Below are 16,980 nucleotides of genomic sequence, written 5' to 3'. Positions count from 1 at the left end.
AACTTTCATGGGCTATTATTGTCGACTGAGCATCAAAATATCCTCAACATGTCATCACTAGTCATACCCAAGTTGAATTGGTCTTACCAAAAACTCTCTCTCGAAAAGCTTTATTTATCTGGTTATTCCTTTTTAAAGGCCAATATTGGTAAATTTATTTTATAAAATAAAATTATGTAAATGACTTATCATAAATTTACCCAACAAAACCTGCATACGTATGCAGGTTTTTTACAGCCCCATGTGCATGACGTATTCTTTGGCAAAATTAGTGGTGAAAGTGCCTAGCATAGTATTTACTTGATACTCAGCACTGCCAAAGAACAAACACGCACATAGCCTGGAGAAAGTGCATGGCAAATAATGAATGGTGGAAAGGCGCGGTTATCTATCAAATATATCCGCGTAGCTTTCAGGACAGTAATGCAGATGGTATTGGCGACTTACAGGGTATTATTCAGCGACTAGATTATATTAAATCGCTTGGTGTTGATGCTGTATGGATTTCACCATTTTTTAAGTCACCGATGAAAGACTTTGGTTATGACATTAGCGACTATCGCGATATCGATCCTATGTTTGGTACACTCGACGATTTTGACACGCTTATCAGCGAAGCACATAATCGTGATATTAAGATCATTATTGATCAGGTACTTAGTCATACCTCAAATCAACACCCGTGGTTTGTCGAAAGTCGTGAAGACAAAACAAACGACAAAGCAGATTGGTATGTATGGGCCGATGCCAATCCAGACGGCAGTCCACCAAACAATTGGCTATCCATTTTTGGTGGTGTTGCCTGGCAGTGGGAGCCTAGACGTTGCCAATATTACCTGCATAACTTCCTAACTGAGCAGCCGGATCTGAACTTTCATCATCCTGAAGTACGTAAAGCCGTACTAGACAACGTCGAATTTTGGCTTAAAAAAGGCGTTGATGGATTTAGACTAGATGCTATCAACTTCTGTTTTCACGATAAGCAGCTTAGGGATAATCCAGCTAAGCCTATTGAGCTTCGTCAAGGTCGTGGCTTTAGCGAAGACAACCCTTATGCCTTTCAGTACCATTATTACAACAATACGCAACCTGAAAACTTACTATTCATGGAAGAGATCCGTGCCTTATTAGATAGATACCCAGGCACAGTTAGCTTAGGTGAGATAAGTTCAGAAGACTCTTTGCAAACAATGGCAGAGTATACGGCCGATGGTAACAAGCTACACATGGGTTATAGCTTTGAGCTCCTAACTAACGACTATAGTGCAAAGTACATCCGAGAAACGGTTTCTCGCCTAGAGTCAGTCATGACCGAAGGTTGGCCATGTTGGGCATTTGCAAATCACGATGTAGAACGGGTAGCAAGTCGCTGGAGTATAGATGGCAAGGTAAACGATACACAAGTCAAAATGCTCACCGCCCTTCTCGGTTCATTGCGTGGTAGCGTCTGTATGTATCAAGGCGAAGAACTAGGACTTGGCGAAGCCGCCGTTGCCTTCGAAGAGTTGCAGGACCCATATGGCATTACCTTTTGGCCAAACTTTAAAGGCCGTGATGGCTGTAGAACGCCGCTTCCGTGGACGAAGGCAAAAACCAATGCTGGCTTCTCAGAGTCTAAGCCTTGGTTACCAGTTTCTGAAGCACATGCTCTACGAGCAGTAGACGAACAAGCTGTAGATAGCAATTCAACGCTCAGCTATTATCAAGCATTTCTACAGTGGCGAAATGCACAACCTGCACTAAAAACAGGTGACATTGAGTTTATTGATACCCCAGAGCCAGTATTAGCTTTTTACCGTAAAACACAAACCCAGACATTGCTGTGCGCATTCAACTTAGCAGCTACTCAGCAAAGCGCGACACTTCCTGAAGTTGCATTAAGGCAGTGTGAGCTGAAGCACCTAAGTGGCACGGCAAGCGCAAATGTACTAACACTTGGTGCATTTGGTTGCTACTTCGCTGAAGTTTTATCATAGTTGGGCCTTGTAATTAAATAAGAGCGGTTAAGCCGCTCTTTTATTATCTAACACTTTATCCATCTCACGCTGTAGTTGCGGCAGTTCCAGTGCTTTGAAATAAAGCCAACCTTGATGAATATTCACCCCCCGGCTTTTGAGATAACGAGCTTGAGCTTGGGTTTCTACCCCTTCAGCAATCAGTTTTTTATCCAGCTTTTCCGCCATATCAATCACGGCCGATAAAACCGGGGATTGCAAAGTATCTAGGCCAATTGATGCAACAAAGCTCTGATCTATTTTCAGCAGGTCAATCGGAAAACTTTGTAAGTATTGCAAACCGCTATATCCCGTGCCAAAGTCATCAATCGCGATTTCTATTCCAGCCCGTTTGAGCTCAGTTAGTACCGTTTTCGTTTGAGCCTGCGTCAGCACATCACGCTCAGTTAATTCAATAGTCAACGAGGATATTTGGCTTTTTGCAGCAAGTAAGGCGTCGATATAGCGTTTAGAGCCCAGAAGTAAACCATTAACGTTAAAAGACACCTTAAAGCCTGGCTGAGCAACTAAGATGTCCGTCAAATCACGCACAGCGTTTTCGACTTGTGCTATCGAGATATCTAAAATAGTACCATCACGCTCAGCTTCTGGCACAAAGTAAGCGGGGCCGAGCACACCTTCAAGTGGATGACGCCAACGAATGAGTACTTCCACGCCCACTATCGATGGCAACTCTGCATTAACAAGAGGCTGATACACATTAAATAACTCATCATTTGCCAATGCTCTTAATATTTGTGTTTTACTGCTTAGCTGGCGCTTGTCATAACTGATCAATAACAACGTGAGGCCAACCCAAGAGGCGCAATACAACACACTCCAAAGTACTAGCCACAACCACCCTAGACTCACTAGTTGCTCATCATTTTTTGCAATGATTAAGCTCATCTGCGGCAAACTCGGAATAGCTGCAACGTACGCAAACTTTACCTTTGCATCATCAAAGAGTCCTTCTACTGCGCGGCTATTAGCAGTCGGAAATAGTTTTTGGCGGATTGGCAAAGCATATTTACCATTTAAAAAAACCGGCACACCCGTGCTATTGTCCACCAAGGCAGCAAAATCGGTATTATGATGAGCCGAGATATCAAGCATACTCTTTAGCCAATGATCCGGCATCAACACATTTACCTCATAACCATCGTCTCTCGTGCGCGCTAAAACAAAAGCAGGAAGTTCTAAATAGTCGGTAATGATTGGGCCATAGTATCTAAGTCCAGGCTTTTTTATTGGGGCACTGGTATTCACAGGTGGAGTGAGTTGCCCAAAAGAATTGCAGACCAATTTCCCGTTACTATCTACGATCCCTATTTCGCTCATGCCTGGGTTTTCAAAAACCAATCTACGCATGTAGTGTAGACCGTCAGGGTCGCAATGTGGAGAAAGGTGGATGGCGTGTTTTAAGGTATCGTCTACAACGACAAACTCTTTGTTGATGTCAGATACAATTCGACTCGCTACGGTGACAAGATTGGATTTAGCGGTCTCTTTTTGATGCACATAAGTGAAGGCGGCCACAATTGAAAATACAAAGGTGCAAGACAACCAAGCAATAAAGATATTCTTAAACAACTTGCTTAAGGAGTGTGCTCCTCGCATAAGCTCCTCACTCCACGGAACGCAAACAGGCGCAGAGTGTAGCTTGAATATGTGACAAAACTATTTCAATATAAAAAAAGCCTTGGTATCACCACCAAGGCTTTCTAATATTACAAGTTTTTGCTTGTGCCGACCTCAACACGGGTTTTTAACTTTTGGCCAGGCCTAAAAGTTACCACGCGTCGCGCAGAGATAGGAATATCTTCCCCAGTTTTTGGGTTCCTACCTGGGCGTTCCTTCTTGTCGCGAAGGTCAAAGTTACCAAACCCAGAGAGCTTTACTTGCTCGCCGTTTTCTAGCGCTGAGCGGATTTCTTCAAAAAACGCTTCAACTAAGTCTTTGGCATCTTTCTTATTGATCCCCAGTTTTTCAAATAGGTGTTCAGCTATGTCGGCTTTAGTAAGCGCCATATCTAGTCCCTCAACGATGCATTGAATTGTTTGGCCAGTTCGGCCACCACGTTTTCTACAACCGCGTTGATGTCTTTCTCTTCGAGCGTTCTATCAACCGCTTGTAATGTTAGAGCAATGGCTAAACTCTTATGATCAGGTTCAACCCCTTGCCCTTTGTACACATCGAATAAGTTTAGGTCAACTAATTGATTTCCGCCAACTTTCTCAATGCACTCTAAAATATCGCCTATTTTTACGTCATCTGCAACTAAAATAGCAATATCTCTTCTATTTGATGGGAATTTCGAGATACTAACTGCTTCTGGAAGCAAGCGATTTTCTAAAGCAGCCATGTCGATTTCAAATACATATGGTGTATCTTTAAGCTCTAACGGCTTTAATAGCTGAGGGTGAACTGCACCGATGAAACCAACCTTTTTACCGTCTGCATAAATTGCAGCTGATTGACCAGGGTGCAAACCATCGCTCGCTTCTGCTTTAAAGCTAAAGCGTGCTTTATCGTTACAAAGCGCAAGTAATGCTTCTACATCGCCTTTCACATCAAAGAAATCCACTTTACGTGAAGGCACTGACCAATGTTCACTGTGCGTATTACCATACGCGATACCACCGATCACAGCGGTTTGACGTACGCCGTTTTCTGCGTTGTCGTCTTTGATAAACTTAAGGCCCGTTTCGAATAAGCGAATACGCGATTGTTGACGATTTTGATTATAAGAAACCGCATTGATCAATCCTGTCATCAGGCTTACACGCATTGCTGACATTTCAACCGAAATTGGATGCGGAAGAATTAATGCATCTGCTTCTGGGTGTAGCTGCTGTTGTGCTTTTGGATCAACGAAGCTATATGTGATGGCTTCTTGATAACCACGGCTTACTAACTCATCTCTAAAGCGTGCTACTGGCAAACGTGCTTCTTGATGGTCTGTCATCTTTAACGCAGCGGTTGGCGCCACATTTGGAATATTGTTGTAGCCAAATACGCGCGCAACTTCTTCAATTAAGTCTTCTTCGATACTAATGTCGAAGCGATAGCTTGGTACTTGAGCTTGCCACTGGCCGTCTGCAAATGTTACCGCTAAGCCCAAACGCGTTAAGATATCTGATACTTTAGCATCTTCGATATGGTAACCAATCACGCGGTCTAAACGCTCACGGCGTAAAGTCACTTGACGCTCTTTTGGTAAATCAGTTTCTGACACAGCTTCAACAATCGGCCCTGCTTCACCGCCAACGATTTCAAGTAGCAAGCCTGTTGCTCTTTCCATCGCATCACGCTGCAGTACCGGGTCTACACCACGCTCATAACGGTGCGATGCATCAGTATGCAAACCGTAGCTGCGAGCCTGGCCTGCAATCGCAAGCGGTGCAAAGAACGCGCTTTCTAACAAGATGTCTTTTGTCTCGTCACTAACACCCGACTGTTCACCACCAAAGATACCTGCCATCGCAAGTGCTTTATTATCATCAGCAATCAGTAGTGTTGATGGATTAAGCTTCGCCGTGTTGCCGTCTAACAATACTAGCTCTTCATTCTCAAAGGCATTACGTACTTTAATTCCACCTTCGATTTGGCTTAAATCGAACGCGTGCATTGGGTGACCTAGCTCAAGCAACACGTAGTTCGTAACATCAACAACTGGATCAATTGAGCGTACACCGCAGCGGCGCAGTTTCTCTACCATCCAAAACGGGGTCTCTGCTTTAACATTAACGCCCTTGATCACACGACCTAAGTAGCGTGGACATGCTTCGCTGTTTACCAATTCAATAGAGATTTTATCATCAATCGTTGGCGTAACGGGCGTGATAGCAACTTCGGTTACGTCGATGCTGTTTAGTACCCCAACTTCACGAGCCAGACCTTTGATCCCCAAACAGTCGCTACGATTAGCCGTTAAATCGACATCAATCGTTACATCGTTCAAGCCGAAGTATTCACGAATATCTTGACCGATTGGCGCATCCATAGGGAGTTCTAAAATACCGTCTGAACTTTCCGCCATACCAAGCTCTTCAAACGCACACAGCATACCGTGAGACGGCTGACCGCGAAGTTTAGCTTTCTTAATTTTGAAATCGCCTGGAAGCGTTGCGCCCACTTTAGCAACCGCCACTTTTAAACCGGCACGGCAGTTAGCGGCACCACAAACAATATCTAGTAGTTCGTCTTCGCCTACGTTTACTTTTGTTACTCTAAGTTTATCAGCATCTGGGTGTTGACCACATTCAACCACTTCACCGATAACCACACCTTGGAAGTCACCGGCAACTGGGTCTACACCATCAACTTCTAAACCAGCCATTGATAATTGCTCAGATAACGCATCAGTATCAATTGCTGGATTGACCCACTCGCGTAACCACTTTTCACTGAATTTCATACTTTTGTCGCTCTTATCTGAATTGGTTTAGGAATTTTAAGTCGTTTTCGAAGAAAGCTCTTAAGTCAGTTACGCCATAACGTAACATCGTCAAACGCTCAACCCCCATACCAAAGGCGAAACCAGTGTATTTTTCAGGGTCAATGCCTACCGAGCGTAATACGTTCGGGTGCACCATGCCGCAGCCTAGTACTTCAAGCCATTTACCATTTTTACCTTTTACGTCCACCTCAGCTGAAGGTTCTGTAAACGGGAAGTATGAAGGACGGAAGCGAATTTCCATATCTTCTTCAAAGAAGTTGCGTAGGAAATCGTGCAAAATTCCTTTAAGTTCTGTAAAGCTCACGTTAGTGTCGACCATCAAGCCTTCAACTTGATGGAACATTGGCGTATGTGTTTGATCGTAATCGTTACGGTATACACGACCTGGCGAGATAATTCGCAAAGGCGGCTGCTCAGCTTCCATAGTACGGATCTGAACGCCACTGGTTTGTGTACGTAGTACCAGTTTAGGATTGAAATAGAAAGTATCATGATCGGCACGCGCTGGGTGGTACTCTGGAATATTTAGCGCGTCAAAGTTATGAAAGTCATCTTCAACCTCAGGGCCAGATTTAACAGCAAATCCTAGCTCACCAAAAAACTGCTCAATACGTTCAATGGTGCGAGTAACTGGGTGAAGGCCACCAGCTGGCATTGTACGACCCGGCAACGTCACATCAATCGTCTCAGCTGCTAGCTTCTGCTCAAGTGCTGCATTGGCTAACGCTTCACGTTTTACCGTAATCGCATCTTGTACTTGGGTCTTAGCTTGGTTAATCACTTGACCTGCATCTTTACGCTCTTCTGGTGCTAGTTTGCCTAGCGTTTTAAGAAGACCTGTGATCTCACCTTTTTTACCAAGGTAGTTAACTCTAACTTCCTCAAGGTGCGCAATTTCGCTTGCCTGCTCAACGGCTTCAAGCGCTTGCGCTAAAATATTTTCTAAATTCATTGTCTACCTGATCTTTGCTGAGGTAATTTGCTGTTATTTAATCTCTTATGATAACTGAATTGCAAGGCGATATTCTAGCCCTGTTACAGCTTTAAAGTGGCTTTTATAAAAGGAATTGTTAACTTTCTTTGCGCAGCCATGGATGCGTGATCGAGTTTATCCAACACATCAAGTAAAGCGCGCATATCACGACTCAATCTCGTGAGCAAAAATCGCGCACATTCATCGGAGAGCTCAAGGCCACGCATGTGTGCTCTTTTTACTAAGGCTTCGGCTTTATCATCATCACTCATCGAGCGGATCTGAAAAGTCGTTCCCCAGGTTAGACGCGATTCTAAGTCTGGTAGTGACAAATTCAGCATGTTGGGCAACAGATCGGCAGTAACCACTAGGCATTTGCCTTTTTCATTAAAACGATTGAAAAGGTTAAATAAGGCTTTTTCCCACGCTTCATCTCCTGCAACCAAATGTACATCGTCTATACAAACTACATCCAATGCATCGAGCCCATCTAATACCAAGGGGCCAAAATCCAAGACTTCTCGCATCGACAATAAAATAGTCGAGAGTCCAAGCTCTTGCGCTTCAATGCACGTGGCATAAAGCAAGTGCGACTTGCCAGAGTCTGCCAATCCACACAGGTAAGTGTACTGAAATCCGGCTAAACGACGGGCAAGACCATTTTTTAAGTGGCTTACCTCTAATGACGCTTCACCGCCAAAATAAGAGGCAAAGGTTTCGTCATCAGGCAGTGTCACTGGCAACGCCATTTGACGTGGCGATTCCATCCTATTTGCCCACCCAATTATATTTAAGGTTGTCTTCGTCTGCGATTTGATAATAGGCTCTCGGGTCTTCGTACGCCTTAAAACTTTGCTCCAATGCAATGGTTTTACGCAAATCTGATACGCTTGAGGTATGTTCAATCGCAAACTTCACAGCTGTTTTCGCACGGTAGATCACATCGACATCCACTACAGTACTCATAGATAGCAAACGACGCTTCGCCATTTCTACATCCGTAAATGACTGTAATTGCTCAACAACGATTTCAGTTCGATGGGCTTCTAAAGTGAGATTAGGATTGATAACATATTTCTGAGCTAAGGTGCTAGATAGCTGGTTCACCATATCAATAATAACTTGCTGCTTGTCACCGACATATTGCTCAGGCTCAAAATATTCGGCATCAGTGTAGCGCCAATCTAGCTGCCAAGAATTTGTATGGGGAGGCTGGAACAAGCGTGCGGTGATAACGCGCTCCGCCTCATAACGCAATGACGCTTCCTCTACTTCGTTAGAAAAGTTTCCCCATACCTCTGCGATACTCACATTGCTGCGATCTTCAAGATCCATCAAAGGAACAACCACTGGCACGCCCCATTCGTCTGCGGTGTCATAAATCAGGCGTTCGAGTTGAGGGTAGCTTTCTTGCGTAACAAACTCTCGGCGGAAATTATCTTCAATCACCATCCAAATCGCGACCATAGGACGGCGGTTACCCCAAAGCGGTAGACCAGCTTCTCTGACTAGATCTTCGACCTTACCAGGCTCAAACTCCACCTTTATTTTGGTTACGCCTTGTCGATCATAATATTCATATCTCAGCATGTAATCTGAGATGCGCTTAAGGCTCGCTTGGATAGAAGGGTGAGAAAAATCATCGGCTTTACCTGTGAGCTTTTGCAACACTTTTAATAATGCCTGTTGGCTCGCTTGCGCTCGCGTTGCGCGAGATTTGTCGCTAACACTCAGCGAGGCTTCATATAAATTTTGAACTTCTACTGCTTTTGCCGTCATAGCAAAACAAAACAGTGCAATAAGGATCAGCCTGATGATCATAATGTCCATGTTTTTCTGACTATAAAGCCTGATCCTAAATCAATCATCTGCTTAAAGCAAAGGGCAACGAGCAATATCATGAAATTTTATAAAAACATGATAAATAACAAAATATTAATCTTATATTCAGTGTTATTTGAAGCTAAATGAAACCTGATTCTTGCCCTTTCCTTTCGACTCATAAAGCGCTTGATCCGCTACTTTTAATAACGATTCCGCACTGAATTCCATGCCCTCAGAAACCGCCATGCCGATGCTACACCCGACATTGACCAACTCACCATTGGTAAGCAAGATATCTTCATTTATCACACTCAAAAGGCGATTTGCTAAGCTTTCAAGCAAGTCTCTGGCAATTTTTTCATTAATCACAAAGACAAACTCATCTCCACCAATACGACAAACAAAATCATACTCTCGTAACGCTTCTTGTAGACGTCTTGCTACGTGTACCAAAACCTCGTCACCACTATGATGGCCATGATTATCATTAATCGGCTTGAAGTTATCTAAATCTAGATACCCTAAATATACATTTACCGGCTGTCGCATCGAGCGAGCAGACATTTTATTCAGCTCGTTAAAAAGGTATTTTCGATTCGCCAATTGCGTAAGATTATCGTGGTAGGCATCAAACTCTAGCTTTTCTTGAAGTGATTTGCGCTTTTCGACTTCTGTTCTTAACTCTTCTAAACTCACACTAAGTTCACGGGTGCGTTTTTCTACCATTGCTTCCAATTCAAGCTCATGGGTTCTAAGTGCTGTATTCGCGTCAATGAGTGCTTGCTGGTTTGCAAATGCATCCATCGCAGAGGCAATAACATGACTAACGGTATACAACAAATCCACCATGGCTTCTGAATATTCATCGCTACGACGGTAAGATTGGATCACAAACGCGCCTAAATGCTTGTCGCGATTGATTAGCGGAAAGCACAACCATTGCTTGGGGAAACTGCCTAACATTTCAATAACCCCTTTCTCGGTCAATGCCATCAAAGCATGCTCAGAATAGTTCTTTACACTGTCAGAGCGCAGCGCATAACTAGTAAGCGTTTTATCTATTTCTGTGCTAGTTAGACTATTTAATTCCTCGAGCGAAATACTGTCTTTGACATCATGGAAATAGGGAAATTCAAACTCGCCATCTTGTCTTTGCAAAACCACATAGAAATTGTCCGCGTAATTAATTTTTTGCACAATACAGTGCACATTCAACAAGAAATGCTCCAAAGATTCGCTGGTGTTTAAGCACGAAACGATATCTGTCATGCTATCTATTACTTCAGGAAGTTCTGCCATCATTGAGCGCCCTTGTGATACATTAATTCTCAATCTGACAAAAGCTTAACTAGCAGTACTAAAAATTACCAGAAATCAATTACTTTTTTATCCGGTCATCTAGGTGCCTGAGGTCTGTTGACCTTTCAATCTGATGTGTAACACTTTAAACTTTGCTGACTAGAGTCTAAACGGAATACATAATGAAATACTTACATACCATGGTACGTGTACGTGATCTTGACGAATCAATGAAGTTTTATTGCGACCTCTTAGGTCTCGTTGGAGTGAAACGTTATGACAGTGAACAAGGCCGCTTTAGTTTAATTTATCTCGCCGCCCCTGATCAAGTTGAGCAGGCTCAGCAAAGCTTTTCTCCTACTATCGAACTTACCTATAACTGGGATCCGGAAGAATATAGCCGTGGTCGTAATTTTGGCCACTTGGCCTTTGCCGTAGAAAACATTTATGCACTTTGCCAAAAGCTGCAAGATGCCGGTGTGGCTATCAACCGACCACCCCGCTGTGGTCACATGGCATTTGTTAAGTCTCCAGATGGCATTTCTATCGAGTTACTCCAACAAGGTGATGCATTGCCTCCAGCTGAGCCTTGGCAGTCAATGGAAAACACGGGTAGTTGGTGATCACGAAAGCACCGGAGCGATGTATCTAACCTGAAATAAGAATAGCTACTGCTCCTTTTCCCCTTACTTTAATAAGCAAGATGGTAGCTTTTAAGCAATTTCACCAATTGCTTTTTGAAAGGCTTGGAATCTAACACCCGTTGTAGCGCCTCAAAATCCGATGCTGAATTTTTAGGCGCCAATATTGCTCTAAAATAGGTTTCATGGGGATTTTGAGAAAAGTGAAACACTCGCTTCCAACCATTTTTAGCAACAAGATATTCTGTCGTAGAGCGACTGACAATGGCAATACTCACCCGCCTTTTGAGGATCATCTCCAATAGTGCTTCTTCGGAATTTACGTTCACTCGCTGGATATTGGCTTGCTCCACTCCTTGGTCCAAGTGGCGATAGTAGTACCCTGCAATGGCGCCAACTTGATTACCGTACAATGAGCTAGGGTGATAATACTCAAACGGTTGCTCTACATGCGAGACGAATTCGTCCGTGTCATACATTAACGGGCCGCTCCACAAATACTTTTGTTTTTTGCGGTCATCAAACCAAGCCGGGTTTACTCCTAAAATAAAACCTTTGAGCGTTTGCTGTTCGAGCTGCTTATCTAAGCGTTTACGTGGTACGAAACGTACTTCGACCTGCAGCTCTTTTTGCACGGCATTAATCAGTTTTGCTAAATCAAAATAAAGACCTTTTTGCGCTTCTAGATCAATAATATAGGGCGGCTTATGATGATATACGTAAAGAATTTGGGTTTCAGCGGCTGTCACTGAAAAGGCCACCATTAACCAAATGGAAATGGCAATAAAGTACTTTTTTAACACTGAGTGCCTCGTGTCTAACCTAAACTTTTAATACAGTCTAAAACTACAGCCTAGCTCCTTCTCGGCACATCCGTTAATTCCTTTTGCATGTTTTTAAATGAGCAAAGGGACCAAAGGCCCCTTATTTTACAAAAATATAACAAAAACAAATTATGAACAAGTAATAACTGTGATCTGTATCACCCGTTTAATTACTTTCCATTATTTCTGCCTTAGTATTAGGCAATTACTGACAACCATCTTTATTATAAGACACCTTCAGCGCTGCCCCCGTTGGTGCGCCTGACACTTTCAAGTATCCCCAATATTCAGATTGCGCACTTATCTCAATGCACTCTCGGTTACCTTGATTGAACGAGCTTGCGTCCACATTAGTGCCGTTTGGCCATCCTGCATTGCTGTATTCAAGACCAAGATCGCCACTACCATGGGCTGTTTTGATCACCACCGATTGTTGACCACTTACATTCTCAAGGCTAAACCACATCGGCTCTTGGCTTCCAAGGCAAATTGTTTCACCTGCAGCTAATCTACCATTAGAGACACTACCCTGCGACTGACATACGTCCTCTATTGTTGAACTTGTTACGATTTCTCCTAACAACTGCACATTTTCAAAGCGATTATAACCATGCAGCATAATGTAATAGGTGCCAGCGGTAGGTGTAGTAATTTCACATACCTCTTCGTTACCGGATTGGTATGGTCTGCAATCATACTCGCTGAATGTTGGCGCCGAGCCTAACTTAACGTAAAGATCGGCATCTCCTGTGCCTCCAGACGTGCTGATGACTAATTTATCAGTGCCAGCAGCGACATCGATTGAAAACGCAACTTGTTCATCTTGCTCGCCCGCAACCGTGACAGGTACGCCAGACTGTAGTTTGTTTGATGTCGTTGCGCTTACAGTAGCCACTGTATTACTAGTGTGATTCAAACCGCTAGGATCGCTCACTGTTAAGCTAATTTGATACTCGCCTGCTTGCACATAACTGTGCGTGGGATTGGCTTCGTTACTTTGACTACCATCACCAAAACGCCACAGATAAGTGAGCGTGTCACCATCAGGGTCGACACTACCTTGGCTTGAAAATAGTATCGCTTGATTAACATCAGCAGAGTATGGACCATTAATCTCAGAAGTGGGTGCATTATTCTGACCACCAGCGGCAAGCTCGTTACACCATTGAACAAACTCTGATTGATACTGTGATGCGAGTCGGTCCATACGGGCTTGGTACGCATTCCAATTTGCTTGTCGCGTTTCCTGTCGCATTGCGAGCACTTCATCAAAGTGTTTTTCATACAGGAATCTCACACCTAAATAACCCCAACGGTAAATTCTATCTTGATCAAAACCGTCATACGTCGTGCTGAAGATTTCGGCTAGCGTATATACTGAGCCATCTTTGATTGTGTCTATTGCGGCTTGATTATCATTGAGGTTTGCAATGTACTCAGCCACCCCTTCACTCCACCAGACGATAGGCTTAGTCGGTGCATTGAAGTCACCATAAAGATCAAAACGCCCATCAAGATAATGTACGTATTCATGCTCTAAGTTCCAGATGTAATGATCCGGCTTTGCATAACTGGCCTCGTATGCAACAAAATTAGCAACGTTATTCACATCGCTAGGATTACCCTCTAAATACATACCACCGTTGTCGGTGCTGATTTTAAAAATGGCTTTGGCATATTTTTTATAGTCTGCACTGCTATTAAAGATATTCACTTGCAGAAAATCATTGTTATCATCGGCAACCGGTAGGCGGCCAGTTTCCAACATGGTGTGGAATCGCCCTTCTTCCGCTTCCATGGTTTGACACGCTGAAGTCAATTGCTGAGCGGTGAGCGCTTGTGCTCTAATCTTTATTGTATCGCTACAACTATGTTGTTGAGAAAGTACTTTGGTCTCAAGTTCTTTATCAAAATTACAAATGCCAAACTGGCTACAATCAGCATAATAGGTCGCGACATCAGCCGCAGCTAACCAGACACCATCGCCAAAGCCATAACTGTTATAACGCGAGAATAAAGCGGTTAATTGCGTGTCGACTGACTCTTGAATAGCTGCACCATTGTATAATTTAAGTCGAGCCAATTCGCTCGCAGCATTGATGATTAGATATTCAGAGTCTGAACTTACCATCCAAGTTTGTTCGGTGAAGCTCCCTAGTAAACTCACCAATTGTTGATCGTTTTTAACCAAAGCGACAAAGTTATCATTCCACTGACCACGATATAAGATAGTGAAAATGCCGTTTACCGCACTGCGCATATTCCACTTTTGAGCGTAGCTTTCATTCCATTTGGATAGCCATGCTTTTACAACTGGCAGATAGTGCCCTTGTAGTTCCGATGAGTCCATTGTAGTGATAGCCTCACCAAGTACTTTACCATGGGCATCATTGTCGTCGTAGAAATGGCTATTGCTAACAAAAGCATCCAACGCATCTTTAACAGCAGGCTTAACCCAAGTAGCAAAAGTCACCTGGTCATTGTAAAACTCAACGTAAAAGCCAGCGCGAATAAATAGATAAAGCGCTTCTAGGTCGGCACTGCCGTTGCCTGAATAGCTTTGCGAAAGCGACTTGGCATTTTGCGCCGCAGCATACATTTTATCTGAAGTGAATACTTGTGTTTGGATGCTGCTGTCAGCGGAAAACAAAGCATTGATACAGCTCGTGCCCTGTTGCTTTATTTCAGTAACAATTTGGCTACTGCTCGCATTTGCTAAGCTGTTTAAATCACACGCAGCAATCGCTTCACTTTGGCTTACGTCCATCGCTTGCAATAATGGCGTGTGTTTAGCAGATAGCAGCGGCATGCTTCTTGTTGGTGTGTGTGCAACGGGTGCTCTGTCATGCAAATCTTTGTGCTCATGGCCATGGGAAATGTTCGTTTCCACTTGAACCGGTGCATCGAGCGGCTTAAAGAGTCGCTGTGATTCTTGATATGCGTTGGCTGAATTTATCGCTGTAAGCGCAGATAGCGCCAAAGTGAGTTTTGTAATTTTCATCATTTACCTTTCCTGTTGTGTATCCAAACCCGATTGGGTTATAGGTTTTTAACACTAAAATTACAATGTATACAATATATTTTATATAACTTTATGGAATAGTGGCTCGACTGAAAAGCCACCATAATCTTAAAAACGAGTATCCAAAGGTGAAGGTTGTAGCTTATACATACACCCAATTGGTTGATCTTTATGATTAAAAATCCAACCAATTGACGAAAAGAAGGAATAAAAATTTATAGTGAGTGGAATAAATTAGATCTTATCAATATGGGAAATAGCGCCAGAAGTGATTTTTACTCTCACTCGATAAGTGGATAGCGTGATTGAATAAACACCGTCATTTGGTTTTTGTGCTAATAAATGCTGTAGCCCTAACAGCAACTCATCTGTATCGTTACCACTGCTGGTGTTTCTTGAATCTAGGTATTCTTTTCCCTGCTTCAGTGCCTTATCCAAAACCACTGAAGCGACTTGCTGAGTAGACTTATTTTTCAACGTCTTAAACAATGCGCTTTTTAATAAACTCATGGTTATTCTCCTGATAAAGATACCGATTCATACTAACATATCACTTATGAACCGGTGTCTAATTGGTTTTGGGAACAATCCGAGTGTAACAAGCTCGCACTAAAAGTCTAAAGCAAATTCGTTTCAAACTATGTCAGATGTCTATAATCCTATTCAATCTCAACTAAATAGTTTACTTGCTCAGCAAGTTGCTTACCGGAGAATAGCTTCGGTACAAAGTGTAATAGATTCAAGGAAAGCTGATGCTCTGAGCGAGTGGTATTTACTAAGCTGGGTAAAGTACCTAATTCGCTGCTTATATCGTGCCAAACGGGATTAGCCTCATTGAGCTTGTCATAAGCAATCGTATTGAACTCGAAATTTTCAAAATATTCATCAACTAAGAATAAGGGCTGAGTGAGCTTAAGCGAATCAAGTAACTCACGAGAGAAGCTTTGTCGAGCTTCTGAACTATTATTGGTAAAGAAGTGATCTGGTAGATTATAACCAATGATTAAATCAGAGCTTGCATACAAGCTATTGGTATACAACAAAGCAGTAAGAATAAGATAGGTATCGTATCTTGCTAAACTCACACCTTGCAAAAGCTCACTCTGCTTACTAAGGTCGATCGCACATCGACTACGCATGGTACGCCAAAAACAATGTTGATTCTGGGAGAGATCCCGCGCGCCAGCACCTGCCAAGCTAGATTTCCAACTCGACATAAACAATTCAAACCCTTGTGTTTTGAATTGATCGACTTCAAATGACATCCATTTCTCCTAAAAATGTTTGTTCCAAAAATACATAGGCATCAAACAAAGCTATAAGAATATAGAGAAATGGCAATTACACGGCATTACAGCAGCAAAAGTAGAAATGATTATTATAGTAAAAAGCCCGCGGATGCGGGCTTTAAAAGAAAGGATTACTTGTATTCAACTTCAATGATTTCATATTCAACAGCACCATTTGGCGTTTGAATATTCACCGTATCATCTAGTTCTTTTCCGATTAATCCACGCGCAATCGGTGAATTAACAGAAATCAAGTTGTTCTTAAGATCGGCCTCGTCGTCACCAACGATACGATAAGTTACTTCTTTGTCTGTATCTACATTCACAATAGTCACAGTACTACCAAAAATAACCTTGCCGTTGTTCTGCATTTTAGTCACGTCGATGATTTGTGCTGTCGAAAGCTTAGCTTCAATTTCTTGAATTCGGCCTTCACAAAAACCTTGCTGTTCACGTGCAGCATGGTATTCAGCATTTTCTTTCAAATCACCGTGTTCACGCGCTTCTGCAATATCTGCAACGATTTTCGGGCGAACAACTTTTTTTAAATGATTCAGTTCATCACGAAGCAATTCTTCGCCTCGTACTGTCATCGGAATTGATTGCATAAGTATCTCACTCATTGGCCAGAGCTGACGCTCTGGCCTTGTTC

The 16,980-nt window shown here is 42.9% G+C and carries 14 protein-coding genes; 2 read left to right on the top strand and 12 right to left on the bottom strand.

Translation table 11 applies throughout. The features are described 5' to 3' along the window. The first annotated feature begins 353 nt into the window (after positions 1-353). Positions 354-1,976 (top strand): alpha-glucosidase family protein, encoded by a 1,623-nt coding sequence (locus PPIS_RS03555; RefSeq protein ID WP_010378001.1) that lies wholly within the window; start codon positions 354-356, stop codon positions 1,974-1,976. Between the two features lie 27 nt (positions 1,977-2,003). Here the strand turns inward: PPIS_RS03555 and PPIS_RS03550 are convergent, their stop codons facing one another. The 7 genes from PPIS_RS03550 to PPIS_RS03520 all read right to left on the bottom strand — a co-directional run bounded on the left by PPIS_RS03550 (position 2,004) and on the right by PPIS_RS03520 (position 10,555). Beyond that, positions 2,004-3,614 (bottom strand): EAL domain-containing protein, encoded by a 1,611-nt coding sequence (locus PPIS_RS03550; RefSeq protein ID WP_010377999.1) that lies wholly within the window; start codon positions 3,612-3,614, stop codon positions 2,004-2,006. A 110-nt stretch (positions 3,615-3,724) separates the two neighbouring features. Further along, positions 3,725-4,024 carry an integration host factor subunit alpha gene (gene ihfA / locus PPIS_RS03545; RefSeq protein WP_010377997.1) on the bottom strand — a complete coding sequence of 100 codons (300 nt, stop codon included), beginning with the start codon at positions 4,022-4,024 and terminating at the stop codon, positions 3,725-3,727. Positions 4,025-4,026: 2 nt separating this feature from the next. Further along, complete coding sequence (gene pheT / locus PPIS_RS03540) at positions 4,027-6,414, bottom strand: phenylalanine--tRNA ligase subunit beta (RefSeq protein WP_010377995.1); 2,388 nt, start codon at positions 6,412-6,414, stop codon at positions 4,027-4,029. Between the two features lie 13 nt (positions 6,415-6,427). Next, complete coding sequence (gene pheS, locus PPIS_RS03535; protein WP_010377992.1) at positions 6,428-7,408, bottom strand: phenylalanine--tRNA ligase subunit alpha; 981 nt, start codon at positions 7,406-7,408, stop codon at positions 6,428-6,430. An 83-nt stretch (positions 7,409-7,491) separates the two neighbouring features. Beyond that, entirely contained in the window at positions 7,492-8,196 is a 705-nt protein-coding gene (gene hda / locus PPIS_RS03530; protein ID WP_010377990.1) for a DnaA inactivator Hda, read from the bottom strand. Between the two features lies 1 nt (position 8,197). Continuing rightward, a complete protein-coding gene (locus PPIS_RS03525) occupies positions 8,198-9,259 on the bottom strand; it encodes a DUF2066 domain-containing protein (protein ID WP_010377987.1) in 1,062 nt (353 codons plus the stop codon). Between the two features lie 123 nt (positions 9,260-9,382). Next, positions 9,383-10,555 carry a sensor domain-containing diguanylate cyclase gene (locus tag PPIS_RS03520; protein ID WP_019647573.1) on the bottom strand — a complete coding sequence of 391 codons (1,173 nt, stop codon included), beginning with the start codon at positions 10,553-10,555 and terminating at the stop codon, positions 9,383-9,385. Between the two features lie 179 nt (positions 10,556-10,734). Between PPIS_RS03520 and PPIS_RS03515 the strand changes: the two genes are divergently transcribed. Continuing rightward, complete coding sequence (locus PPIS_RS03515; RefSeq protein WP_010377984.1) at positions 10,735-11,175, top strand: VOC family protein; 441 nt, start codon at positions 10,735-10,737, stop codon at positions 11,173-11,175. 68 nt (positions 11,176-11,243) lie between these two features. Here the strand turns inward: PPIS_RS03515 and PPIS_RS03510 are convergent, their stop codons facing one another. The 5 genes from PPIS_RS03510 to greA all read right to left on the bottom strand — a co-directional run bounded on the left by PPIS_RS03510 (position 11,244) and on the right by greA (position 16,936). Beyond that, positions 11,244-11,996, bottom strand: coding sequence for a substrate-binding periplasmic protein (locus tag PPIS_RS03510; protein ID WP_010377981.1), 753 nt, complete (start codon positions 11,994-11,996; stop codon positions 11,244-11,246). 226 nt (positions 11,997-12,222) lie between these two features. Next, on the bottom strand, positions 12,223-15,021 hold the full coding sequence (locus PPIS_RS03505; protein WP_010377979.1) for a collagenase: 2,799 nt from the start codon (positions 15,019-15,021) through the stop codon (positions 12,223-12,225). 252 nt (positions 15,022-15,273) lie between these two features. Next, complete coding sequence (locus PPIS_RS03500; protein ID WP_010377978.1) at positions 15,274-15,549, bottom strand: hypothetical protein; 276 nt, start codon at positions 15,547-15,549, stop codon at positions 15,274-15,276. A gap of 149 nt (positions 15,550-15,698) precedes the next feature. Beyond that, positions 15,699-16,304, bottom strand: coding sequence for a hypothetical protein (locus PPIS_RS03495; RefSeq protein WP_010377975.1), 606 nt, complete (start codon positions 16,302-16,304; stop codon positions 15,699-15,701). Between the two features lie 155 nt (positions 16,305-16,459). Then, positions 16,460-16,936: a transcription elongation factor GreA gene (gene greA / locus PPIS_RS03490; protein ID WP_010377973.1), complete on the bottom strand. Its 477-nt coding sequence runs from the start codon at positions 16,934-16,936 to the stop codon at positions 16,460-16,462. Between the last annotated feature and the right edge of the window lie 44 nt (positions 16,937-16,980).

Origin of the sequence: Pseudoalteromonas piscicida, assembly GCF_000238315.3 — a bacterium.
GTDB lineage: Bacteria > Pseudomonadota > Gammaproteobacteria > Enterobacterales > Alteromonadaceae > Pseudoalteromonas > Pseudoalteromonas piscicida.
Note: the sequence above shows the minus strand (reverse complement) of the source record. Positions and strands in the feature narration are given on the sequence as shown.